We start from the raw sequence: 22,707 nt of genomic DNA, 5'->3' as shown, positions 1-22,707 counted from the left end.
AAGATGGCATTGGGTAACAATACTACTGCAGCTAAAATTTCACAGGTTAAATGACATCCAAAACATTTATCCCGCTATTTGCCGGGCAGTAAGACCCCCGCTGATTAAAGTTTCACTTTATATGATTGATAAGTCACAGTTTGCGTTATTTCTTTTTTGTTTCCACTTGTAATACTTAACCGTAGTATTACAATACATGTTTTTTACTTTTGGGAATAATAAGTCCTTTCATTTTTTTATAATACATAAAAATAGATGTCAAACGGGATATGTTGTATCCAATCTGGAAAACTCATATTAGAAATACACTTATTAGACACTCTAAGTAATAAATTTGTTCCACTTTAAGAGGAGGAAGAATTTGGGGTTTGTAAAATAACAATGGAACTACGTGTTTTTTCGTCATACAAAAACCTCTACATATAAGTAGAGGCTTTTAAATTATATATGAATGAATTATGCTTTTTTAGAAAAAGAAAATCGAGTTCAGGTAAACGAAGAACATAGAATACGTAATTTTAACTAGATTTATTATTAGCTAGTTTACCTCCACCATTAAGCTCCGCCTCAATCTGCGAAGTCTTCGATGACTCATCCATACGCCAATACGTAATAAAGCTTATTGCGATACATCCAGCTACGTAGAAGTAGAATAGTGATTCCATTCCGATACTCTTTAGCCATAATGCGATGAACTCAGCTGTTCCGCCGAATATCGCAACGGTTAGTGCATATGGTAAACCTACGCCAAGTGCACGAATTTCAGTTGGGAAGAGTTCGGCTTTTACAATTGCGTTAATGGATGTGTAACCAGTAACGATAATGAGGCCGATCATCATGAGTAAGAATGCTACGATTGGTTCTGTCGTTTTTTCCATAAAGAAGAAGATCGGTGCTGTTAGTAATGTTCCGAGAATACCGAATGCCATTAATAGTGGGCGACGTCCAATTTTATCGGATAGTAGCCCCGCAATTGGTTGAAGTACGACGAAAATAAGTAGTGCGACAAAGTTAATCCAGCTCACAACTTCTTTCGGAAGACCGACTGTGTTTACCATGAACTTTTGTAAATATGTTGTGTACGTATAGAATGCGACAGTGCCTCCTAGTGTTAGGCCGACTACTGTTAATACTGCTTTCGGATGTTTCATAAGAGTGCGAACGGTTCCTGCGCTTTCGCGTTTTTGTGATTTTATGTTTGCGAATTGCTCCGATTCATCCATCGTGCGGCGAAGCCATAATACAGCTACTGCCCCCATCGCTCCAATAATGAATGGAATTCGCCATCCCCAAGCTTTCATATCTGGTTCGCTTAGTAATTGCTGAAGAACAATTTGAACGCCTAACGCAACCATCTGTCCAGCAACGAGCGTTACATATTGGAAACTTGAATAAAAACCGCGGCGACCACTACTAGCCATTTCAGATAAATACGTTGCGGAAGTTCCATACTCTCCGCCAAGTGATAGTCCTTGAAGTAAACGGGCAAGGACTAAAATAATTGGTGCCATGATCCCAATGCTTTCGTAACTAGGTGTACAGGCGATAATTAAAGAACCACCGGCCATAACTGTAATCGAAAGAGTCAATGCTGCCCGGCGACCGTGCCGATCCGCATATCGTCCCATTAATAAACTGCCGATAGGGCGCATTAAAAACCCAACTGCGAAAATAGCGGCTGTGTTCAGTAACTGACTCGTTGGATCTCCTTTAGGAAAGAACTCTGCTGAAAAATAAACGGCGAAAGCAGAGTAAACGTACCAGTCGTACCATTCAATTAAATTGCCGACAGAACCTTTGAAAATATTGCCGGCGACTCGATTAGATTTTGCTTGAGCCATACTAATTCCTCCTCTTGCTTATAAATAAAAAAATAATATGAAAGCGTGTTCATTGTAGTTGAATTGTACTGTTCTTTGGTTAAAATCTCAATATTATGACAATTTTATTCTTTTTGTACTTTATGTACATGGGTATTTTTAATAGTTGCTTCATTTTCAGTTTTGTCATAATAATAGAAAAAAGGAGATTGATAGTTTTGAATATTTTATCAAAGGATATGAAATATGAAGAAATCACGCAAAGTGTCATTACAAACGAAAATAGTAAGCTTAATTATTACGTTAATTTTATTTGTCGTTCTCCTATTAGCGGGAATATTTGTTTACATTCAGTCCGTTGATACGAAGCGCCAAGTAGAACAGTTAGCGCTGCAAACGGCTAAATCTCTTTCTTTTATGCCAGCTATAAAAGATGCTTTTCAATATAACGAGCATAAAAGTACGATTCAATCCATTGCGGAACAAGTTCGTGAGCAAGCTGGTGCAGATTATGTCATTGTGGAAGATCGCTCTGGGGTTATGTATTCCCATTCTAATTCGGAGTTAATTGGTACAAAGAGTAACAATCCATATAACTATGAAGCACTCACTTTTGGCGGATACTATACGCTTGAAGGAAATGGTGAAAGCGGTCCAGCCTTAATGGCGAAGGCACCTATTATTGTTCATAACGGAGACTATGATCAAGTCGTAGGCGTTGTGACAGTAGAGTTTTTAATAAAAGGTATCGAATCTAACATACTGAGCAGAACGAAAGAAATTATACTCTTTTCTTTAGCTGTATTACTAGCTGGAATTGTTGGTGGCATTCTTTTAGCACGTAGCATTCGTAAAGATACACTCGGTCTAGAGCCGAATGAAATTGCAGCGCTATACCGGGAACGAAGTGCGATACTACTATCTATAAAAGAAGGGATTATCGCCATTGATCAAAATGGCTTTATTACGATGATGAATACGTCTGCAGAAGAGATGCTACATGTAAATGATGATTATATGCAGCGGCACATTTCAAAAGTTTTACCGGAATTTCATATGGAGAGAGTACTAGAAAACGATCAAGAAATCGCATTTCAAGATAAAGTGTTTATTTTAAACATGACGCCGATACTCGAAAATAATAATACGGTAGGCGTTGTATGTAGTTTTAGAGATAAAACAGAACTGCAAAACCTTGTGAACACAATATCTGAGGTAAGAAAGTATTCGGAGGATTTACGTGCTCAAACGCATGAATTTACAAATAAACTTTTCGTTTTATCAGGATTACTTCAGTTAGGGCACTATAGAGAAGCAATTGAATTTATTCAGCAAGAATCTAACATTCATCAAAGCCAAAACCATATTTTATTCCATCAAATTCACGATGCGAAAGTACAAGCTATTTTATTAGGAAAACTCGGAACAGCGTCTGAGAAGAAAATTGATTTTCATATTGAAGGAGATAGTGCGCTTCATCCGTTACCAGATCATATAAAAGTTTCGCATCTTATTACGATCCTTGGAAACATAATCGACAATGCGTTTGATGCGGTGAGTGAACGAGAGGAAAAGAATGTTTCGTTCTTTGTTACGGATATTGGACACGATATTGTGTTTGAAGTGATAGATAGTGGAGCAGGAATACCGGCAGAAAAAATCACGACTATTTTTCAAAAAGGATTTTCAACGAAAGGAAACAATCGTGGTTACGGACTAGCAAACGTGAAAGAAATGGTAGATCTACTAGGAGGAACAATTGAAATTCAAAACGAGAAAAATGGGGGAGCTATTTTTACAATTTACCTTCCGAAAACATTGAGAGAAAGTACATGACAAACAGGGGGATGGGCATATGTTGAAGGTTGCAATTGCAGAAGATGATTTCCGCGTCGCACAAATTCAGGAAGAGTTTTTATCAAAAATAAAGGACGTAAAAGTAATTGGAAAAGCATTGAACGCGAAAGAAACGATGGAACTACTACAAAAGGAAGAAGTCGATTTGCTTCTATTAGATAATTATTTACCAGACGGAATTGGAACCGACTTATTACCACAAATCCATGCTGATTTTCCAAACGTTGATGTCATTATGGTTACTGCGGCAAATGAAAACCATATGTTAGAAAAAGCAATTCGAAACGGCGTAAGCAATTACCTTATAAAACCGGTCACGTTAGAAAAATTTGTTCGCACAATTGAAGACTATAAAAGAAAGAAGCAATTATTACATAGTAGCAATGAAGTGAATCAAGCACTCATCGATAACTTCTTCGGTACGTCGCAAACACAAGATGTAAAAAACTTACCGACAGGCGTTGATCCGTTAACGCTGCAAAAAGTGAAAGACATTATAAAAGGATTCGAAGAGGGAATTACAATAGAAGAAATGGGAGAACAAATGGGGGCCTCCAGAACAACCGCAAGAAGATACTTAGAATATTTAGTGGCGACAAACGAATGTACAGTAGAGTACACATACGGCATTATCGGACGACCAGAACGAAAATACCGAATAGGACGAGGACTATGAAAAAACGATTATTACTATGTATATGGATCATGACAGGAGTAATAGCTGGTTGTTCCTCGGAAAAATCCCAAACAAATAAAGTGAACATCGACAAAGTAGAAATCGTTGCCCCAAACGTTCAAGGAGCAGGATGGGACTTAACAGCACGAGCGATGCAAAAAACGCTCACAGAAGAAAAAATCTTCACAAAACCAATCACTGTCACAAACAAAGTAGGTGGCAGTGGTGATGTCGGATGGAAATATACGAAACAAAAAGGCGGTCACGTACTGGCGATTAACTCAAGCTTACTCATAACGAACAACCTACTAGGCCACAGTAAACTAACATATAAAGACTTCACGCCGCTCGCAACACTCGCATCGGACTGGGAAGTTGTTGTCGTATCAAAAGACTCAAATATAGAAAATGCAAAACAACTAATGGAACAACTAAAACAAAATAAGAAAAGCTTCAAAATCGGCGTTGCCCCCGGCCTAGGAAACGACGATCACCTATCCTTCGTACAAGTAAGCAAAGCATTCGGCATAAACCCTGCCGAACTACAATTCTTCGTCTATGAAAACAAAAAAAAAATCATAAACGCCCTAACGAACAAACAAATAAGCGCCGCAACCATGACCCTATCCGAAGCCGAAAAACAATACAAAACCGGCAAAATAAAAATACTAGCCGTATCCGCACCAAAACGGCTAGACCGACTACCAGAAATCCCAACATGGAAAGAACAAGGAATCGACGTCATATTCCAGCACTGGAAAGGGATTATGGGCCCGAAAGATATGACGGAGGAAGAGGTTGCTTATTGGGATGGTGTTATTAGGAAGATGGTGGAGAGTGATAGTTGGAAGGGGATTTTGAGGGAGCGGGGTTGGGAGGGGTTTTATAAGGGGAGTGGGGAGAGTATAATATTTCTTGAGAAAAGTAGTCAGGAGTATGGGGAACTAGTGGGGAATAATAGAAATTATTAAATCATACGGTATGGCGTATGATTTTTCTTTTATACATAGTTTGGTAAAATAGTAGTAATTGTAATTTATTGTAACGGTGGGGATGAAAATGTTAGAGCAACTCATAAGTGAATTGGCTAAATCAACAAAGCAGGTTGAAGATATAAATAGTGATAAAACTTATTTGGTTAGAAATAAAGATAATGGAGACTTAGACGTTGAAATCAAATTTTCACGTGAGCAATACGAAAAGGAAGCATCATCTTATTTTAAAGTGAGTTCTGAGCTCCTTAAGAACGCTTGGCAAAAGTTTATTGATATACGCACAGTAAAGAGGGAGGGTTTTAGACAAGCAAGTGAAATGAATAATTTCTTGGTAGCTTTCTTTTCACAGCTTCCATTTGTGAATGTAACGGAATCAGGAATTATTACATTTAAAGAGTTCCAAACTGATAATCTACCAAGCGAAAAATATGATAAAGTCATGCTCTTTTTAGAAGAGATAATGAATGGTACATATAATCCAAGTACGTTACGTCAACAAACGGATGAAAATTTATATAGAATGAAATCTAATGCGCGCCAGGATTTAAGATTGTTGGGATTTTTGAATGAACCTCATGAAATGAATCATCTTCTATTAAATGAATATGTTCAATCAGAAGATAAAAATATCTACATTGCCCAGTTAGTTTTAAAGCAGGAATATTTCCGACATGCTTTATTTGTTCTTGGATTGTTAGAGAAGTATTCAAAGGATGAAAAGAAAGAAGCTTTAGTAGGTTTGGGAATGACGATTGTCCGAAATTCAATAGGAGATAATTTGATGGTTGAATCTGTGGCGAGGAAGCGTACGAATAACTTACTGGATTGGCTTGAGCAAGTAGGGCTAATTAATGATGAAGGGGTTCCAGCCGAACGATACATAAAAAAGAGTGAAGAAAAGGGCGGTAATATGAGTAGTAGTTTACGTGAAGGTTTTTTGAAGATAATGAAAGAATATTTGGATGCAAAAACAGAAAAATTAGCAGGACATAAATTAGGGTCAACAGTCCGAAATGATATGGCAACAGAGATCATTCGTTTACCTTTTATAAATGAGGCGCAGTACAGTGTAATAGGATCGGTTGGGAAAGGAAATTGGGCAACAGTTCCGTGGATTGCATTAATGCATAGAGATATTACAACATCGACACAGAGAGGATATTATATCGTTTATTTATTTAGTGAAGATATGCAACGACTATATTTGACCATTGGACAAGGTGTAACGGAAACCGCTAAAGAAGATATGCAAAAAATTAAAGAAGAGATTCGAGAGCAAATACATATGTCTCAAAAGGTGAAAAAAGATGATGAGATTTTCCTAGGGACAAGCCCAAAAGCGAAAGGATATGCGAATTCAACAGCGGCTTATATTGCGTATGATGCTAATAAAATGCCAAGTGAAAAAGAGTTAGTAGAGGATCTAGAAGAAATGCTTCGCTATTATGAGGGATTTATTGCTTATAAAGAGGAAGGAATAAAATATGAAGTGATTTATGGGAGGAAAGAAGTTCATTTAGATCAGAAATCCCTTATTAATCATGTGTCTTCTTATATTCAAAGTAAAGGTTTCTATTATGAGAAAAAGGATCTTATTAATTTCTTCCTTTCATTAAAGACGAAGCCATTTGTGATTTTATCGGGTATTTCAGGTACAGGGAAAACGAAAATTGTTCAGTGGTTTGCGGAGAGTTTAGGAGCAACGGAAGAGAATGGACAATTTACACTTATTCCGATTCGACCTGATTGGAGTGACAGTTCTGATTTGCTTGGGTATGTGAACCTTCAAGGGGAGTTTCAAGAAAGACCGTTAATTAAGGTGCTTGAAGCTGCAGATGCAAATCCAAATAGACCTTATTTTGTAGTATTGGACGAGATGAACTTAGCTCGAGTGGAATACTATTTTAGTGATTTCTTAAGTGTAATTGAGAGCCGTAAATGGAAAGGTGGAAAAATTGTTACGTCACCAGTACTTCCAGAATCAATTACGAATAAGCACATTACGATCCCATCAAATGTATATATTATCGGAACGGTAAACATGGACGAAACGACACATCCTTTAAGTAAGAAAGTATTAGATCGTGCAAATACAATTGAATTTAATACCGTTAACTTAGATTATTTTAATTTCTTAATGGATGTAGAAGAGAAGGAAGCTGAAATTGCTTCAAATCGCTCTTTAGAAACCGAGTATCTTCATCTAAAAGAATGTTTTAAAGAAAACGAAGATCTTGTGAGAAATATCTCAACTATTTTAATAGAAATAAATAGAATACTTGAATCAGTAGGTGCTCAAGTTGGATACCGTATACGAGATGAAATTTGTTTCTATATGGCATACAACGAACAAGGAAAGCTATTATCGTTTGATGAAGCGCTTGATTATCAAATATATCAAAAGATTTTACCGCGTCTTGCAGGAAGCGATGGAAGAACAGAAGAGGTATTAAAACAGTTGTATGTATTATGTGCAAATGAAGAATATGATAGCGGTAATAATGACGCTTCATATGCTAAATATCCTCGTTCAGCTAACAAGCTGTCTCATATGTTAAGGAGGTTCGAGTATGATGGTTTCACCTCTTTCTGGATCTAATAATGAGATAGAGCTAGTTAAGATTGAAACAGATGAACTATCATTGACGATTAAAGGAAATCCTTATCATGAAAAATATGAGAGCTTAAAAGAATATCACGCTATGAACGCGGATGAAATGATGTATTTTCATGTAGATGGGAATCCGGAATCCGTTTCTGTATTTGATGCGGGATTGCAGAGGTTGGATGAATGGAGCGAACACCCGCCAATCTTTTTTGAAAATAGAAGTTATCAGCTTGTTGTTGTTCCGAAAAATAACAAGCAGCTCTCTTTTTATCATGAACATCCGGGTTTTCGAAAACAAGTTAGTTCTATTCAAATGGGATCACTTCATGTGTTAATGGGGAATCTTTCGTTTCCGAATGAAGTAGGAAATACAACGTTTGAAATTAAAGATGATCAAGATACTTTATTAACCGTTACATTTGAAGTTTTTCCAGCAAAACTTGATTATAAGGATGATTACAGAGCCTTATTAGATGAAGTGAATGATGAAATTTATAATTTAGCGTTTCATTTATTAAAGAGAACTTACTTAGGAGCGTCTGCAATTTACGCTACAAATCCATCGAAGAGTGAGTTTTATCGTATTTTAAATGATTCCTTTGAGCGGTTTATGAAGTCGATCTCTCACATTAAAAGACAACCGCATCATACGCTTATGACTAGACATCAACTAGTACGAGGAGAAAAAATTCGTAAATTGGATTCTGTCGGAATGAACTATTTGCGAAAGCGACCACACTTGCTGCAAGGAGAAAACAGTATACCGACTAAAGGTGTTACAGCTTATAAGGAAGTGTCTTATGATACGTTAGAAAATCGATTTGTTAAATGGATGATTCAAAGAGTCGTACATAAAATCGATGATTTACTTAAGGCGCTAGAGAAAAAGTCTAGATATACACGTGGTGAAACTGATGAAGATTTGCTGAAACGTGTAAAAAATATGAAGTATCGAATGAAAAATGAATTGAACGATCCATTTTGGAGAGCAATCGGAAAATTAGATCGCTCAGTCTTTTCACTCGTTATCCAGATGGCAGCAGGCTATAGAGATGCATATCAAATCTTCTTAATGCTATCGCGCGGTTTAACATTACGAGGACAAATTTTCAAAATGTCGGTAAAAGATGTCGCAAGGTTATACGAATACTGGACGTATTTAAAACTTGGACAAATTCTATCTAAAAAATATATACCGCTTCATCAAGACGTTATTCAAGTTAAACAAGATGGTTTATACGTAACGCTTGATGAAAGTAAAACTGCAAAAAGAACGTTCAAGCATCCAGTCACTGATGAAGTAATAGAACTTTATTTCCAGAAAAGAAACGGTAGACTACCAACAGTTACACAAAAACCAGATACGATGCTCGCTATTGAGAAAAAGGGAAAGAACTATCAATATCAATACATTTTTGATGCAAAATACCGAATTGATTTTGCTGAAAAAGCTCATTACAAAAGGAAGTATGGCACTCCTGGTCCAATGGAAGAAGACATTAATACAATGCATCGTTACAGAGACGCACTAGTAGTAGAACAAGAAGGACCATTTGAGCGAACAGCTTACGGAGCGTACGTACTATTCCCGTGGGACCAAGAGGAAGAATACGAGAACCATCCATTTTATAAAAGTATCGAAAAAGTAAATATCGGTGGCTTTCCATTCTTACCAAATGCAACAAGACTAGTCGAACAATTTCTAGATCATCTCATTGAAAAAAGCCCAGAAGAAATTATAAGAGAAGGCATCCTTCCAAGAGGAACAAAAGAAGAATGGCACTCTTCACTAGAAGAAAAAGTATTAGTGGGCAGCGTGAAAACTGAAAATGACTATGAAACGTATAGAAAGAATGGCTTATATCAGTTACCAGCCATACAGCTAAAATCAGGATGGCAAGAAGCAAAGTACATAGCATTATATGCACCGAAAAAATGGCACGGAGAAAAAGGTGGCATTCAATACGTAGCCAAAATCAAACACATTCAAATGCCACAAAACGATGAGCATGTACATTTCGAACTAGAGCCATGGAAAAAACTAGACCACCTCATTCGTCCAGTAGGATATGGTATTCAAACATACACCATAACAACTATGTCGTTATTAAAAGAAGTACAAGAACTCCCAGAACTCTTCATGAAATCAAAAGAGGAACGAATTCTTTGGAAAACGTTACGTCGTTTCACGAAGCAGGTTAAAGTTGAGCTGGATCATAACAACTTAGATGAGGCTTCTACTATTAAGAGTTATTATGTGCAGGATGTTCAGATTTGGGTTGATTATGAGAATGGGGTTGTTATGGTGGGGAGAGATGGACGAGTTAAGGAAGTGCCTTTGGAGTTAGCCATTGGTAGGGGATCGGTGTTGTTTAGGGAAGTTTTAGAAGTATTGAATGTTGGGGAATAGCGTTTAGATACAAAGGGGAGTAAATAATGGATAAGAGACCGAATTTATTTTCACATGGAACAAGTGAGTTGTCGCAAGATGCTTTTATTTGTTGGCTAGCAGAGTGGGCAAACCCAATCTATAAAGAAACCGATGAATGTTTACATGAAGCCGGTATAGGTTTTATTAGAAGAATATATGACTTACATAAAAAGACCTTTCCAGCCGTTATTAAAGGAATTAAGATTACGAAACAATTTAAAGGTTTAGATATACTCATTGAAATTAACGGTAATCAGGCTATTTTAATTGAAGATAAAACGTATACAAAAGAGCATTCTAATCAACTGAAACGTTATTATGAAGATATAATGAAATTTAAAAAATATGAAGAAAATGAACTGTTGCCTATCTATTATAAAATAGGGAATCAAAGTGATTATTCAGCAGTAATTGACGCAAAATATATGTTGTTTACAAGAAAACATATGCTTGAATTTTTACAAGAGAATATAGATAGAGGAGTTCAAGATCAAATATTTTTAGATTACTATTTTTATTTACGAGAAATAGATCAAAAATATGATTCATATAAGATACTTCCGTTAAGCGAGTGGAAAGGTGAAGCTTGGGAAGGATTTTATGAGGAGTTAAAGCAACGCGGGATCAAAGGTCAATATGGATATGTAGCTAATCCCAATGGTGGGTTCTATGCGTTATGGTGGAGTGAACAAGAAGATAATAATTGTAAGCAGTATTTGCAGTTAGAAGAAGGACGTGTATGTTTTAAAATACATGTTGCTGATAAGGATAGAAGAAAAGAACTTAGGGATAAGTGGAGTAAGGCGCTAATCGAACGAAGGCATAATTATTCTTTCAATGTGGAGAAACCTAGGTTTGGTAATGGGCGATATATGACGGTTGCTGTGGTGAGGGATTATAGAGTGGGAGATGGAAAAGGGATAATTGATATTCCTGGAACGATGGGAGTTTTAGGTGAAGTGGAGAAATTGTTAAAAATGATGGATGTAATTGTGAAATAGATTAGATAAATATTAGTCGGATAAATTGTATTATTAGCTATGGGAAGAAGAGCATATGAGATATATGCTCTTCTTTCTATTTGTAAATAACGTGGATGTGAAATTTAAAATGATGACCTCCACCCTGTCAAGGTAAAAGTCTAATTTTACCTATATCGGTATTAATCAATTTTCCTATACATTCTCCCTTGAACCTCCCCCAACGTCACCCCCTAACCTAAAGAAGACAAAACAAAAAGGGGGACAAAACTACTCATGAAAACCACCACAAAAGAAAAAAGAAACACCATTATCATGCTATTACTCTCAGCCGCAATAGGAATCTTTTCGCCACTACTCATGTACATCACACTGGCACGTAAAAATGAAGTGTACAAATACCATTGCCGAAAGGCGTTCAACTTTCATTTGTTAATCTTTCTTCTATTTAACATTAGTTCGCGTATTAGTGATATTTTGTTTTGGATTCTATTTGCCTTTGAGGTCGTTCAAGTGATCATTGTTGCGTGGAAAGTAATACGCGATGAAACATATCGTTATCTCATTCGAATTCCGTTATTTAAAGAAGATAAGTATGCATTGGAAGGAGAATAGGTGATGAAACAAGAAGTGGAGATAAGGGGAAAGCGACTTTTGGTTATGATTGCTGTGTTGTTTATTGCAATTTATATCGTTTTACGAAAAAGAAAGTATGATTACTTTTATGATGGGATTAGTGAGTATGAAAATCGTTATAGAGGGAATATTTCTTTTTTATTGCTTGTTGTAGGTTTGTTTCAATATTGTAGGCAGAATGAGAAGAGTTTTTCTCGTATGCTTCAGTATGTGAGAAAGAAGTTAGCGGAGTAGGTGATGGTATGGCGTGGATGATTAGTGAGTTTGCAAGTGTTGGGGATGTTACGGTGCGGACGCTTCGTTATTATGACAAGATTAATTTATTAAAGCCGAGCGATTATACTGAGGGTGGGCATCGGTTATATACGAAAGATGATTTGTATGTGCTGCAGCAAATTCAATCGTTTAAGCATCTTGGTTTTTCGCTTGGGGAAATTCAAAATATTATATTGCAGCGTGATATAGAGACGGAAGAATTTTTAAGGCAAGTGCATTTTCAAAGGGAATTGCTTTTGGCAGAGCAAGAAAGAATTGCAAAGGTGCTTTCGCATATGGATGAGATGACGAAGAAGTTTCAAAAGGAAGAACGAGTGGATGTTGCTTTGTTTTCTTCGTTTTTGCAAACTTTTATATGGGAGAAAGAAAATAGTGAATGGTTAGAGGAACACTTTTCAACGGATAGTGTTCGAGCGTTTTATAATAATAAGGAATTAAAAGAAAAGTTTGATCGGCGATTTATGGATGTGATAGGGAAGTTGAAAAAGTATAAGGAAGAAGAGAAGGATCCGAGTCATCATGAAGTTCAAGTTACTTTGAAGAGATTTTTCAATTTAATAGAAGAAGTAACGAACTATCTTGATACACCTCAAAGCGATATAGAGCATATAATCCAAAAAACAAACCTTCCACTATCCGAATTCCCAACCCTCTTCACAACCGAAGAAGAAAACTATATAAAAGAAGCAATGCAGCAGTTTAACACCTAGTTAAACTGCTTTTCCATTATAATAGAAGAAAAACCAAACGGAGGAAAACCCCATGCCAACCTACAACAAACTAATCCGAAACAAAATCCCACAAATAATAAAAAACAACGGAAAAACACCCACAACAAAAATCCTACCCGAAGAAGAATATATAAAAGAAATCTGCAAAAAAACAGAAGAAGAACTAACCGAGTATCTAGAGGCAGATGCAAAAGAACATAAACTAGAAGAACTCTCCGACCTACTAGAACTAATAAACGCCCTAGCTGAACACGAAGGCACAACACTAGAAGAAATCAACAACATCCGAAAAAAGAAAGCAGAAGAAAGAGGCGGCTTCTCAGATCGAGTGTTTCTAATCGAAGTAACCGACAACTAACCCCTCCTAAGCCCCTTACAAGCCCCTACCAAGTAATAAATCACTAAGAAAAAACATAACAAAACAAAAACACCAACAAACACCGTAGTAGGAGTCGAAAAAAATTTTGAAATAACACGCCAAAAACCCGGCCATCCTCCCATATATATTATGAAGAGGTTTTCACTTTTGAACGGAGACGGGAGGAATTAGGATGGCGGTATATCGTAATGTGCAGGTGAATTTTTGGCAGGATGATTTTGTTTTGGATTTGACGCCGGAGGAGCGGTATTTTTATGTGTATTTGCTGACTTGTTCGAAGACGACGCAGTGCGGGATTTTTCCTTTTCCGAAGCGGTTAGCTGAGATGGAGACTGGTTATAATCGGGAGACGGTTGATAAGCTTGTGCAGCGCTTTGTTGATTATGGAAAGATTCTTTATGATGCGGATACTCGGGAGTTATTTGTTTTAAATTGGCTTCGTTATAATCCTGTGACGAATACGAATGTGGAGAAGTGTGTGCTTCGTGAGCTTAAGGGTGTGAAGAATAAGGAGTTTGTACATATGTTTCTTCAGAAGTGCGTAGAGGAGGAGCTGAATGTTCCGATGCTGTTAGCGCATTTCGGTATGCCGGGTGATTTGGCTGTGGATGATGCCGATCCGATTTGTGAGGAGGCAGAGGAAGAAGAGGTTGTAGAGGAGGAAACGGGAAGTCGCGTGTTTTCTTTTTATGAGCAACATTTTGGTAGTTTGTCTCCGCATACGGTGGAGGAATTGAGTGCGTGGATGGAAGATTTGTCAGAGGAGCTTGTGCTGAAGGCTCTTCAAATTGCGTTTGAGAATAATAAGCGGACGGTTGCTTATGTGAAGGGGATTTTGAGAGGGTGGCACGGGAAAGGATTTACGAAAGTATGTGAGGTTGAGGCGGATACGGCTCAGTTTCGGAAGAAGGAGTCGTCTGTTAGTACGGGGGAGACGGAGGAGTTTTTGGCGAGGTGTGAGGAGTGGGAGAAGAGTGCGCCGTCTGAGGAAGAGTTGCAGCGCTTTTTAGCGGAGCGCGGGTGGCGTCCATGAGTATTCAAAATGTGGAGGCGGAGAAGACGGTGTTAGGTTCTCTATTACTTGATGGAGAGCTTATTAAGGAGTGCCGTTTGACGGAGCAGTATTTTTCGATGCCGGTGCATAAGTCTATATTTCAGTTAATGCGAAAAATGGAAGAAGAGGGGCAACCAATTGACCTTGTGACGTTCACTTCTAGGATAGATCCGAAATTTTTGCAGGGAATCGGGGGAATGGAGTATTTTATCGGGTTAATGGATGGTGTGCCTACTACTAGCAACTTCTCTTATTATGAGGGGCTTGTTCGAGGTGCCTGGAAAATGTATCAGGCTGGTGTTCTCGGGCACAAGATGGGAGAGCGTCTTATTGCGGAGAAGAATGAGAAAATTATTGGTGAGACGATTACGGCACTTTGTGAGTTAGAGGAAAAGGACTGTGTATGTGAGTTTGATTTGAAGGATGCGTTAGTTGATTTATATGAAGAGCTTCATCAAGATGCGAAAGAGATTACTGGTATTGAGACTGGTTATATATCGCTAAATAAAATGACGTGCGGATTGCAGGAAGGTGATTTTGTCGTTCTTGGTGCGCGTCCTTCTATGGGGAAGACTGCGTTTGCGCTAAATGTTGGACTGCATGCAGCGAAGTCTGGAGCGGCGGTTGGATTGTTTTCGTTAGAGATGAGTAGCAAGCAATTGTTAAAAAGGATGGCCTCGTGCGTAGGTGAAGTGTCAGCAGGCAGGCTGAAAAATCCGAAGCACCGTTTTGCGATGGAAGATTGGGAAAAGGTGAGTCAGGCGTTTGCGGAGATTGGTGAACTGCCGCTTGAGATTTACGACAATGCAGGCATTACGGTGCAAGATATTTGGATGCAAACTCGTAAGTTAAAAAGGAAGCACGGTGATAAAAAGATTTTAATTATTGTAGATTACTTGCAGCTCATTACGGGCGATCCGAAGCATAAGGGCAATCGATTTCAAGAGATTAGTGAGATTTCGCGTAACCTTAAGGTATTAGCACGTGAATTACATGTTTGTGTAGTAGCGTTGTCGCAATTGTCTCGTTCCGTAGAGTCACGTCAAGATAAGCGCCCTCTTTTATCTGATTTAAGAGAGACGGGACAAATTGAGCAAGATGCGGATGTCATTATGCTTATGTATCGCGAGGATTATTACGATAAGGAAACGAAGCAGAAAGAGATGACGGAGATTCATGTGGCGAAGCATCGGAATGGACCTGTGGGGAGTTTTAAGCTGCGGTTTTTGAAGGAGTTTGGGAGGTTTGTGGAGGGGAAATAGTGAAAAGGATCGAGTATCGCTTTGCGAATAAAATAAAGCATAAGTGTTTCATTTCATTAACTTATGCTTTATTCTTTGATTCTTTAAATATGTTTCTTATTTCCCCATAAAGAAAGATCTTCTCTCTGCAGTAATCCATTGCTGCAAATCATCTTGGCTACGTCGGACAAGTCGATTTACTAAAACATCATGCCATACATAATCCTCTAATAGGTATATATGAACGGGGTCATCTGTATAAAAAGCAATATTACGCTCTTCAAGTGATGGTCCATAAATCATCTCTTTAGAATCTATCGATAAAATGAACCAATGTTCTGTAGATAAGGTTTCTGTATAAGGTGTTATACGATGGGCTTCTAGATTTTTGATGGGATTTTCAACATGCAGGGTAATACCTTGTATTGTAACTTTATCAGCTACTTCAGATAGATCCTCTTCTAACGCTTCATACATCTCATCCCACATTGAAATGACAATACGTTGTTCTGCTTTTTTTATTAATGCCTGACAATAGCTAATGATTGTTTTATTGTCTTTTAACGTAATGACTCGATTATCCGTTTTTTCCTCGGAAGTTTCTAGTTTTTTTAATGAATCACTGATTCCTTCATAAGTAGACTGCCATTCTGATTGAGCCTTTTGTAAAAAGACTTCAACCGGTAGAGGTGAATAGCGAGTGGTGTCATTTATTTCTTCCTTCATGACAATTCCTTTTTCTACAAGGTTACCCAAAATCTCATAAATTCGCGCTCTTGGGACACCCGAATCCTTACTCACTTGGTAGGCTGTGACAGGCCCTTGTTTAACAAGAGATACATAAGATTTAGCTTCATATTCATTAAAACCCATTTTTTTAAGCTGTTGCACTATGTAATCCACTTTTTTCGTCCTCCGATGTTTGCTTTTATCCCGCTTTAACGGGCAGTAAGACCCCCACCTCAAAATTCAGCGGAAGCAAAGAAGTTAGGTGGGGGATCAACTGCCCGTAAAAGCCCGATTGGTTCAACTAATAATCAGTGGGGGATGAACAAAACCCCCCACTGATTAAAGTTTCACTTTATATTTCAACGTTACAATAACTGTTTACATTTAGCAAATTATTAGTTACTATTCTGATAGTGACTAAAGGGGAGGTTAATAACATGGATTTTTATTTAGACCCATCCGTATTAATGATTTTGATTGCTTTTGGATTTTTAGCTGCATTTATTGATTCAGTTGTAGGTGGTGGTGGACTCATTGCCTTACCTGCTTTATTATTTACAGGATTGAATCCAGCAAGTGCAGTAGCTACGAATAAACTAGCGTCGACAATGGGGTGTGCAACTAGTAATATTGTGTTTTATCGTTCTGGTAATCTTGATTTGAAATCGGCGTTTAAATTAGTTCCACTCACTTTCATAGGTTCCATAATAGGGGCATGGACCGTCCATTTAATGAACCCAGAAGTACTGAAGCCATTGATGCTGATCATGCTTGGTGCGGTGGCTATTTATACGATATTCAAAAAGGATTGGGGTAGTATTTCCACTCATAAGAAATTGTCTGGTCGACACGTCATTATTTTTACTTTTTTTGTTTTTACTATTGGTTTTTATGATGGATTTCTAGGTCCTGGAACAGGTTCGTTTTTAATGTTTTCTCTTTTATTTATCGGGTATGATTTTTTAAAAGCAGCAGGTAATGCGAAGCTTCTTAATTTAGGAAGTAATGTTGGGGCATTGTTGATGTTTATGTATGTAGGGCAAGTAAACTATGCGTATGGTTTTATAATGGGGATTGCTCAAATTGCTGGAGGGATTGTTGGTTCCCAATTTGCTATAAAAAAAGGAAGTGGGTATGTTCGTGCTCTTTTCATTACAGTAACTTGTTTATTGTTAGCGAAAAATCTGTATGACTTTATTCAGTAAGTAATCAAAGAACGTAGAAAAGGTCAAATATGTAAACTACATCAAGTATAAGAAGATACTAAGGAGAAATTCCTTTTAACATTTTTTCGATGCTACCTTGTTTGAAGATAGCATCGAAAAAGAAAATCTAAGTGAAGAGCATGAAAATAATATAAACTCATATTTTTCTAGGGTATGTTTATTGATCATAGTGAAATGTTTACTCTATATTCTTCTTATAATTAGGCCTCAACAAACTCTTAAAATCCAACTCAGCAATCAACACACTTACTAATATAAGTGTCGCCCCTAAGTATCCTTTTCCAGTAAGTGTTTCACCCGTGAAAACGAAAGCAAAGCCTGCGGAAAAGACAGGTTCTAATGAAAAGATAAGTCCGGTATGTGTGGGCGTCGTGTATTGCTGGGCAATTACTTGCACGATGAATGCGACTGCGGTGCAAAATATGCTTAAGGCTAAGATGATGAGCCATGAGTTGGTTGTGCTAGGCAGCTTTGGTGTTTCTATAATGAATGAAAAAATAAGACTAAATAGGCCGACGAAACCGAGTTGTATGACTCCAAGTGCAATGGAATTTACATGTTTCGTTACGCTTCCAGTAATGATGACGTGGATCGCATAAAATAGGGCAGACAGTATGCAAAATATATCGCCATTACCGATTTTGAATTCGCTCGTTAATGTTAATAAACCAATTCCTATTATCGTTAAAATGATTCCTACTATAACTTTCTTTTCAGGAATGTGTTTTAAAAATATAGCTGATAATATTGGAATGAAAATGACTGTGAGACATAATAAGAAACCAGCATTAGAAACACTTGTATACTTTGTACCGAAAGTCGCGAAAATGTAAACGATAAATAAAACAGAAGCCAGTATAAATGCATATTTTACAGTTTTAAAATCAACTTTGAATAAATGTTTGTAAAATATTAAACCTGATAAAAGAAAGGCAATAATAAATCGTAATGCGATTAAATTATATTCTTCTATGCCATCAAGTCCAAGCTTTGTAAGTAGGATGGATGCACCCCAAAAGAATGTAACTAGTAGTAGCATTAAATCCGCTTTTAATTGTAGTTTCATTTCTATTCCCTCGTTATGTATAAAATTTTAAATCCCATACCCCTATCCCCATTTTTTATTTTAATATTAATTCTGAATATTTGAAATAGAAATTTATCGACGTTTTTTTCATAACAATTGGGAAGTAATAGCATGTATATAAAAAGCCCAGTTTAGAAGGGCTTTTTAACTATGTAAAATTTCATTTGTTTTGTTTACATAATATCTTTACAATCATTTGATAAAACAAAGTCAACTGCATATTGTGAGGGTGGATGGTTATCCCTTCTTTCTATTCGGAAGGAAAGGAGGTGATAATATGGAGTTTTTGATTGATCTTGTAAAAGAGTTTCTGAAAGCGACTGTGCGCGAAGTTTCAGCGTATTTTTTGCGGAAGCAACTTCTAGATAAGGACAACAAAAAACCCACTCCGCGCCGTAGGAAGCAGAAGGGTGGGTTTCGTAAAAAGAAATAACTTATAATAACTACCACCCTATACGGTAGCAGTTAGGGAAGAGATGTTAGCGCATCTCTTCTTTTATTATATGCCATTTTATTTGATGTCATACTTATATAGTATTCTACCGAAAATATATCATATTCCTATTTTATGGTCAATTTGATTACATTTCCTCCGTAACATCATACCGAAGCAACTGTCCCTGATCATAAAACCTTTCAAAAATAAGCCCCATTACATAGAAAAATACGAGACCGAAACCAACATGAATAAGTGTAAAAGTAGCGCCAAATGAAGAAAATTCATACACGAGAATTGGCAATTTTGCAGTTGTCCAAACGCCTAAGAAAAATACGATGTACCGAATGCTGGCGCCTTTTTTTAATAGTAGTGCTGCCATTGGGAAGGCAACGTAGAGAGGGCCAGCTGCAATTCCGCCTAATAATAAAGAGAATAAGATTCCATATATGCCGGACTTTTCTCCCATATATTTCATGAGCGTTTCTTTCTTCACCCATTGATCAAGTAATCCTACAAATACTAGGACAGGGGGGAGTAGAAACAACATATCTAAAATGCTATTCCCCGTTAATTGTAATGCGCTCCATCCTAAAGATTGATTTATAAAAGTTAAGACAAAGAGCCCCAGTAATAAAATGAAAAAGAAGCGATATTTTTTTAGTTCCTTCATACCATCACCACCCAAATGATATAGGAGAATAGGAGTGACATGAGTAATGCAGATGCATTACGTGCGTAAGCAAAGCTTCGTCCGAATATTTTTTGTTCCATCGGCAATGTTGTAATTCCTACTGACATGAATGTAGACATGAGTGCCGCAACTTGAGGTAGACCTGCGCCGTGTTGTAATAGCGTATTACCAAGTGGGAACACGACGAAGCTTGGAATAAGTGCAACGGAGCCGAGTATCGCTGAATAAATAATACCTAACAATCCAGACTGTTCTCCAATGATAGAAGAGATGAAGGACGGTGTTAATATAGAAAGCGATAAGCCAACGAAAAGCATGATGGAAAGCATGGCGGGTAGAAGATTGCGAAACATTTTCCATGACTTACATAGAGCTTCTTTCGTTTTCGTACGATCCTTCATAAAAGAAAGCCCCGTAAGAATAATGGCTAAAGTGTAAAGGATCACGCCGTTAATCATGATCAGATTCCTTTAAGTCTTTATATTTATCTAAGAAAAAGGATAAGTTCTTCATTTTTTCTTCAATATCCATTTGGAAATCTGCCAATTGTTCCTTTCCAGCAGGTGTAATTTTGTACATCTTTCTCGGTTTGTCTTGATGATCTGTACTTACGTAAGATTCAATTGCACCTTCGTTTTCTAATTTCTTTAGCGTGCGATATAAAATGGCGCTATCGATTGGATTGACTGGAAGTTCTTCTTCGCACTTTTGCAATAATTGCCCACCATAGTTATCCCCCTCAGCTAAAAATAACAAAAGAAATGCACCTGTATGTCTTCCTGTATGTTTCATGAATAGACCTCCTAGAATGAATTAGGATTTATACTGTTAATGACAGTATACTGTTGTTAACAGTATATGGTGCATGAAGTGTTATGTCAATTTGTAATGTTACATGTACTGAAAACGGTGTAAGAAAACTTGCTACGAGCAAAGCACAAATGGAAACTAAAATAAAGGAAGGGTAGGATATTTAAAATGAAGTGTACAACAGAATTGGTATGAGGGTTATTGGATGTACATCTATGGCCGCACTTCATGCAACAGGGGCAATAGCGCTTATAATAAAAATGATAGGTAAACAAGAAATAGAAATACTTCTTTATCTGGTGAAATTCTATCTAATTGTTTATTCTCAACGACTAGGATTTCCAAATACACAAGAAGGTTATGGATTAATCCAATTCAAATAAATAAAAAAGGCACCTTAGTATGCCTTTTTTATTACCACACTATGATATGTAGTTAATAATAAACTAATAAATTTCTTCATTTCTCTCTTCATTGGCAAACATGGTTTTTCTAATATTAAATGTTATGATCGCAAGTATAGAAATAATAATAATATTAGTGAGCTGACTGAAAAACTCATTATTTAATAACTGCGGTAAATTTCCTATCAAGATAATACAGATTGTTGTATATACTAAAAATGTTCCAATCCAAGAAATAATGTAATTAATAAATGCGGCTATTCTAGGGAAGTTAATAACTAGATAATTTAAAACAATGTAATATAGAACACAAGAAAGGATAAAAAATATAATATCCCAAAAATAAACGGCATACCCACTTGCTATGTTTACCGATATGAGTTTATGTAATGAATAAGCAGTGAATCCTCCTAAAAATAAAAAATCAACTAACACAGCTACGGTTCTACTAACCATTTTAGAAATCTTATAAAGGATAAATAATAAGAATAACAGTATAGGTAATATTAGTATCATTATTTTTTCACCTCCAATTTATTTATATAAAATAATTATAACAAATATAGAAAAATTAACCATATGAATAGGGAGAATTTTTATAATTATCAATCATATTAGGATGCCGTATTTAGGTGGAAAAATACGAAAGGTTCTTATCCGTCTGTTCCACATTCTACAGAAGATAGGAGCTGTACATCCAAAAACACAAAAAAAAAGACACTCTCAAGAGTGCCTCCCCTTAGCAGCCGAATCCGCCGCCCCAACAACTAGCTCCAACGATGATTAATAAAATAAAGAGTACAACAAGTAAAGCAAATCCGCCGCCGAAACCACAGCCTCCACCACAACTACCGCCATAGCCCATATTAACTCCTCCTTCCATAAAGACCATTAATTAATGGATTTAATTTACTTTATGTTTTTACGGATAAACTTGAGCAGGTCCTTTTGAAAAATAAAAGATACTTGGGATTTTATAAGAGTTGACAACCTTATTTTGTCACCGGTATTGGGTCGTTTACATATTGTATTTTATTCTGTGTATTGGGGGAAGGAGGATCTGTATGGCTAATTCTGAAATGATTTTACGCTTACTTACGGATTTAAAGATTGAACAGCAAGCTTTAAAAGAGCAGTTGGAAAAAATACAAACAGCTGTGACTACTCTTGAAGAAAAATCAGCGATTGTGGAAGAGAAACCAAAGACTATTGAAGAAAAATCAGCTGTTGCTGCTGCAAAGCAAAGAGCTTATTCTGGACGCCCAACATCTTTTCGTGATTGGAGAGCATCTTCGCAAAAAAATTCATAAAAATATAAGAAAAGAAGACATCAATTATGATGTCTTCTTTTGCTTGTACAATCCAAATGCGATAAGAAGGTATATATCATATTGCTTTAAAAATAAGAAGAAAATAACGATTGTCGACTCCTGTTTTAGTATAGCATGTAATGATGAAATTTTTTATGTAATATTGCATATATATAGATTATATAATTTTAATCATATATATTTTAGTTGTCTGTTATTTTTTTAATTCATTTACTTATATTATTTTTGGAGCGCCCCAGTGATGGGGCCTTTTTTTATAATTGTGTTAAAGCGGAAACCCCTCAAGCATAAGGAGGGGTTACATGA

At 36.7% G+C, this 22,707-nt stretch carries 24 protein-coding genes; 16 read left to right on the top strand and 8 right to left on the bottom strand.

Annotation, left to right across the window (positions count from 1 at the left end; genetic code table 11):
* Positions 1-518: 518 nt before the first annotated feature.
* On the bottom strand, positions 519-1,841 hold the full coding sequence (locus tag ACUN28_RS24725) for an MFS transporter (RefSeq protein WP_016136558.1): 1,323 nt from the start codon (positions 1,839-1,841) through the stop codon (positions 519-521).
* A 225-nt stretch (positions 1,842-2,066) separates the two neighbouring features.
* Here ACUN28_RS24725 and ACUN28_RS24720 point away from each other — a divergent pair, with 225 nt between their 5' ends.
* The 12 genes from ACUN28_RS24720 (at position 2,067) to dnaB (ending at position 15,705) form a co-directional block, all read left to right on the top strand.
* On the top strand, positions 2,067-3,656 hold the full coding sequence (locus tag ACUN28_RS24720; RefSeq protein ID WP_016136559.1) for an ATP-binding protein: 1,590 nt from the start codon (positions 2,067-2,069) through the stop codon (positions 3,654-3,656).
* Positions 3,657-3,675: 19 nt separating this feature from the next.
* Positions 3,676-4,353: a response regulator gene (locus ACUN28_RS24715; protein WP_016136560.1), complete on the top strand. Its 678-nt coding sequence runs from the start codon at positions 3,676-3,678 to the stop codon at positions 4,351-4,353.
* Positions 4,350-5,324, top strand: a complete 975-nt coding sequence (locus tag ACUN28_RS24710) for a tripartite tricarboxylate transporter substrate binding protein (RefSeq protein WP_016136561.1) — start codon at positions 4,350-4,352, stop codon at positions 5,322-5,324. Before ACUN28_RS24715 ends, ACUN28_RS24710 begins: the two co-directional genes overlap by 4 nt.
* Positions 5,325-5,412: 88 nt before the next feature.
* Complete coding sequence (locus ACUN28_RS24705) at positions 5,413-7,947, top strand: MrcB family domain-containing protein (protein ID WP_016136562.1); 2,535 nt, start codon at positions 5,413-5,415, stop codon at positions 7,945-7,947.
* Complete coding sequence (locus ACUN28_RS24700) at positions 7,922-10,366, top strand: restriction endonuclease-like protein (protein ID WP_016136563.1); 2,445 nt, start codon at positions 7,922-7,924, stop codon at positions 10,364-10,366. The genes ACUN28_RS24705 and ACUN28_RS24700 overlap by 26 nt, the downstream gene beginning before the upstream one ends.
* 26 nt (positions 10,367-10,392) lie before the next feature.
* Complete coding sequence (locus ACUN28_RS24695) at positions 10,393-11,388, top strand: PD-(D/E)XK nuclease family protein (RefSeq protein WP_016136564.1); 996 nt, start codon at positions 10,393-10,395, stop codon at positions 11,386-11,388.
* A gap of 255 nt (positions 11,389-11,643) precedes the next feature.
* Entirely contained in the window at positions 11,644-11,982 is a 339-nt protein-coding gene (locus ACUN28_RS24690; RefSeq protein WP_016136565.1) for a DUF4870 domain-containing protein, read from the top strand.
* 3 nt (positions 11,983-11,985) lie between these two features.
* Positions 11,986-12,237 carry a hypothetical protein gene (locus ACUN28_RS24685; RefSeq protein WP_016136566.1) on the top strand — a complete coding sequence of 84 codons (252 nt, stop codon included), beginning with the start codon at positions 11,986-11,988 and terminating at the stop codon, positions 12,235-12,237.
* Positions 12,238-12,245: 8 nt separating this feature from the next.
* Positions 12,246-12,989 carry a MerR family transcriptional regulator gene (locus ACUN28_RS24680; RefSeq protein WP_016136567.1) on the top strand — a complete coding sequence of 248 codons (744 nt, stop codon included), beginning with the start codon at positions 12,246-12,248 and terminating at the stop codon, positions 12,987-12,989.
* Between the two features lie 52 nt (positions 12,990-13,041).
* Positions 13,042-13,368, top strand: a complete 327-nt coding sequence (locus tag ACUN28_RS24675; protein WP_016136568.1) for a nucleoside triphosphate pyrophosphohydrolase — start codon at positions 13,042-13,044, stop codon at positions 13,366-13,368.
* 193 nt (positions 13,369-13,561) lie between these two features.
* Complete coding sequence (locus ACUN28_RS24670; protein WP_016136569.1) at positions 13,562-14,422, top strand: DnaD domain-containing protein; 861 nt, start codon at positions 13,562-13,564, stop codon at positions 14,420-14,422.
* The gene (gene dnaB / locus ACUN28_RS24665; protein ID WP_016136570.1) at positions 14,419-15,705 is read left to right on the top strand and encodes a replicative DNA helicase; all 1,287 of its coding nucleotides are present in this window, start codon (positions 14,419-14,421) and stop codon (positions 15,703-15,705) included. The genes ACUN28_RS24670 and dnaB overlap by 4 nt, the downstream gene beginning before the upstream one ends.
* A gap of 96 nt (positions 15,706-15,801) precedes the next feature.
* On the opposite strand, the gene ACUN28_RS24660 is transcribed toward dnaB, so the two are convergent.
* Positions 15,802-16,587 (bottom strand): TrmB family transcriptional regulator, encoded by a 786-nt coding sequence (locus ACUN28_RS24660; RefSeq protein ID WP_016089082.1) that lies wholly within the window; start codon positions 16,585-16,587, stop codon positions 15,802-15,804.
* Between the two features lie 263 nt (positions 16,588-16,850).
* Here ACUN28_RS24660 and ACUN28_RS24655 point away from each other — a divergent pair, with 263 nt between their 5' ends.
* Positions 16,851-17,618 carry a TSUP family transporter gene (locus ACUN28_RS24655; protein ID WP_016133782.1) on the top strand — a complete coding sequence of 256 codons (768 nt, stop codon included), beginning with the start codon at positions 16,851-16,853 and terminating at the stop codon, positions 17,616-17,618.
* A 199-nt stretch (positions 17,619-17,817) separates the two neighbouring features.
* Here the strand turns inward: ACUN28_RS24655 and ACUN28_RS24650 are convergent, their stop codons facing one another.
* Positions 17,818-18,705 (bottom strand): DMT family transporter, encoded by an 888-nt coding sequence (locus tag ACUN28_RS24650; RefSeq protein WP_016133783.1) that lies wholly within the window; start codon positions 18,703-18,705, stop codon positions 17,818-17,820.
* A 298-nt stretch (positions 18,706-19,003) separates the two neighbouring features.
* Here ACUN28_RS24650 and ACUN28_RS24645 point away from each other — a divergent pair, with 298 nt between their 5' ends.
* Positions 19,004-19,159: a hypothetical protein gene (locus ACUN28_RS24645; protein WP_016136571.1), complete on the top strand. Its 156-nt coding sequence runs from the start codon at positions 19,004-19,006 to the stop codon at positions 19,157-19,159.
* Positions 19,160-19,307: 148 nt separating this feature from the next.
* Here ACUN28_RS24645 and ACUN28_RS24640 read toward each other — a convergent pair whose 3' ends face one another.
* Genes ACUN28_RS24640 through ACUN28_RS24630 form a run of 3 tightly spaced genes read right to left on the bottom strand, consistent with a single transcriptional unit; the run spans position 19,308 to position 20,648 of the window.
* Positions 19,308-19,835, bottom strand: a complete 528-nt coding sequence (locus ACUN28_RS24640; RefSeq protein WP_016089079.1) for a permease — start codon at positions 19,833-19,835, stop codon at positions 19,308-19,310.
* Positions 19,832-20,314 (bottom strand): hypothetical protein, encoded by a 483-nt coding sequence (locus ACUN28_RS24635; RefSeq protein ID WP_016089078.1) that lies wholly within the window; start codon positions 20,312-20,314, stop codon positions 19,832-19,834. Before ACUN28_RS24635 ends, ACUN28_RS24640 begins: the two co-directional genes overlap by 4 nt.
* The gene (locus ACUN28_RS24630) at positions 20,307-20,648 is read right to left on the bottom strand and encodes a PadR family transcriptional regulator (protein WP_000683187.1); all 342 of its coding nucleotides are present in this window, start codon (positions 20,646-20,648) and stop codon (positions 20,307-20,309) included. The genes ACUN28_RS24635 and ACUN28_RS24630 overlap by 8 nt, the downstream gene beginning before the upstream one ends.
* A 233-nt stretch (positions 20,649-20,881) precedes the next feature.
* Between ACUN28_RS24630 and ACUN28_RS24625 the strand changes: the two genes are divergently transcribed.
* On the top strand, positions 20,882-21,049 hold the full coding sequence (locus ACUN28_RS24625; protein ID WP_016089077.1) for a hypothetical protein: 168 nt from the start codon (positions 20,882-20,884) through the stop codon (positions 21,047-21,049).
* 63 nt (positions 21,050-21,112) lie between these two features.
* Here the strand turns inward: ACUN28_RS24625 and ACUN28_RS24620 are convergent, their stop codons facing one another.
* Entirely contained in the window at positions 21,113-21,586 is a 474-nt protein-coding gene (locus tag ACUN28_RS24620) for a hypothetical protein (protein ID WP_016089076.1), read from the bottom strand.
* A 223-nt stretch (positions 21,587-21,809) separates the two neighbouring features.
* Positions 21,810-21,935: a YjcZ family sporulation protein gene (locus ACUN28_RS24615; RefSeq protein ID WP_000540377.1), complete on the bottom strand. Its 126-nt coding sequence runs from the start codon at positions 21,933-21,935 to the stop codon at positions 21,810-21,812.
* 199 nt (positions 21,936-22,134) lie between these two features.
* Between ACUN28_RS24615 and ACUN28_RS24610 the strand changes: the two genes are divergently transcribed.
* On the top strand, positions 22,135-22,380 hold the full coding sequence (locus ACUN28_RS24610) for a hypothetical protein (protein WP_016089075.1): 246 nt from the start codon (positions 22,135-22,137) through the stop codon (positions 22,378-22,380).
* Positions 22,381-22,707 lie beyond the last annotated feature (327 nt).

It is taken from the genome of Bacillus sp. WC2507, assembly GCF_052656125.1.
This window is presented reverse-complemented; position numbering and strand designations above follow the sequence as displayed.

Bases quoted from the DNA above. Each gene is read 5' to 3' on its own strand.
- ACUN28_RS24710 (WP_016136561.1), top strand. From the start codon at position 4,350: ATGAAAAAACGATTATTACTATGTATATGGATCATGACAGGAGTAATA.
- ACUN28_RS24635 (WP_016089078.1), bottom strand. From the start codon at position 20,314: ATGATTAACGGCGTGATCCTTTACACTTTAGCCATTATTCTTACGGGG.
- ACUN28_RS24620 (WP_016089076.1), bottom strand. From the start codon at position 21,586: ATGATACTAATATTACCTATACTGTTATTCTTATTATTTATCCTTTAT.
- ACUN28_RS24615 (WP_000540377.1), bottom strand. From the start codon at position 21,935: ATGGGCTATGGCGGTAGTTGTGGTGGAGGCTGTGGTTTCGGCGGCGGA.
- ACUN28_RS24680 (WP_016136567.1), top strand. From the start codon at position 12,246: ATGGCGTGGATGATTAGTGAGTTTGCAAGTGTTGGGGATGTTACGGTG.
- ACUN28_RS24675 (WP_016136568.1), top strand. From the start codon at position 13,042: ATGCCAACCTACAACAAACTAATCCGAAACAAAATCCCACAAATAATA.
- ACUN28_RS24645 (WP_016136571.1), top strand. From the start codon at position 19,004: ATGGAGTTTTTGATTGATCTTGTAAAAGAGTTTCTGAAAGCGACTGTG.
- ACUN28_RS24700 (WP_016136563.1), top strand. From the start codon at position 7,922: ATGGTTTCACCTCTTTCTGGATCTAATAATGAGATAGAGCTAGTTAAG.
- ACUN28_RS24690 (WP_016136565.1), top strand. From the start codon at position 11,644: ATGAAAACCACCACAAAAGAAAAAAGAAACACCATTATCATGCTATTA.
- dnaB (WP_016136570.1), top strand. From the start codon at position 14,419: ATGAGTATTCAAAATGTGGAGGCGGAGAAGACGGTGTTAGGTTCTCTA.
- ACUN28_RS24715 (WP_016136560.1), top strand. From the start codon at position 3,676: ATGTTGAAGGTTGCAATTGCAGAAGATGATTTCCGCGTCGCACAAATT.
- ACUN28_RS24655 (WP_016133782.1), top strand. From the start codon at position 16,851: ATGGATTTTTATTTAGACCCATCCGTATTAATGATTTTGATTGCTTTT.
- ACUN28_RS24705 (WP_016136562.1), top strand. From the start codon at position 5,413: ATGTTAGAGCAACTCATAAGTGAATTGGCTAAATCAACAAAGCAGGTT.
- ACUN28_RS24725 (WP_016136558.1), bottom strand. From the start codon at position 1,841: ATGGCTCAAGCAAAATCTAATCGAGTCGCCGGCAATATTTTCAAAGGT.
- ACUN28_RS24630 (WP_000683187.1), bottom strand. From the start codon at position 20,648: ATGAAACATACAGGAAGACATACAGGTGCATTTCTTTTGTTATTTTTA.
- ACUN28_RS24720 (WP_016136559.1), top strand. From the start codon at position 2,067: ATGAAGAAATCACGCAAAGTGTCATTACAAACGAAAATAGTAAGCTTA.
- ACUN28_RS24670 (WP_016136569.1), top strand. From the start codon at position 13,562: ATGGCGGTATATCGTAATGTGCAGGTGAATTTTTGGCAGGATGATTTT.
- ACUN28_RS24695 (WP_016136564.1), top strand. From the start codon at position 10,393: ATGGATAAGAGACCGAATTTATTTTCACATGGAACAAGTGAGTTGTCG.
- ACUN28_RS24640 (WP_016089079.1), bottom strand. From the start codon at position 19,835: ATGAAGGAACTAAAAAAATATCGCTTCTTTTTCATTTTATTACTGGGG.
- ACUN28_RS24610 (WP_016089075.1), top strand. From the start codon at position 22,135: ATGGCTAATTCTGAAATGATTTTACGCTTACTTACGGATTTAAAGATT.
- ACUN28_RS24650 (WP_016133783.1), bottom strand. From the start codon at position 18,705: ATGAAACTACAATTAAAAGCGGATTTAATGCTACTACTAGTTACATTC.
- ACUN28_RS24625 (WP_016089077.1), top strand. From the start codon at position 20,882: ATGGCCGCACTTCATGCAACAGGGGCAATAGCGCTTATAATAAAAATG.
- ACUN28_RS24685 (WP_016136566.1), top strand. From the start codon at position 11,986: ATGAAACAAGAAGTGGAGATAAGGGGAAAGCGACTTTTGGTTATGATT.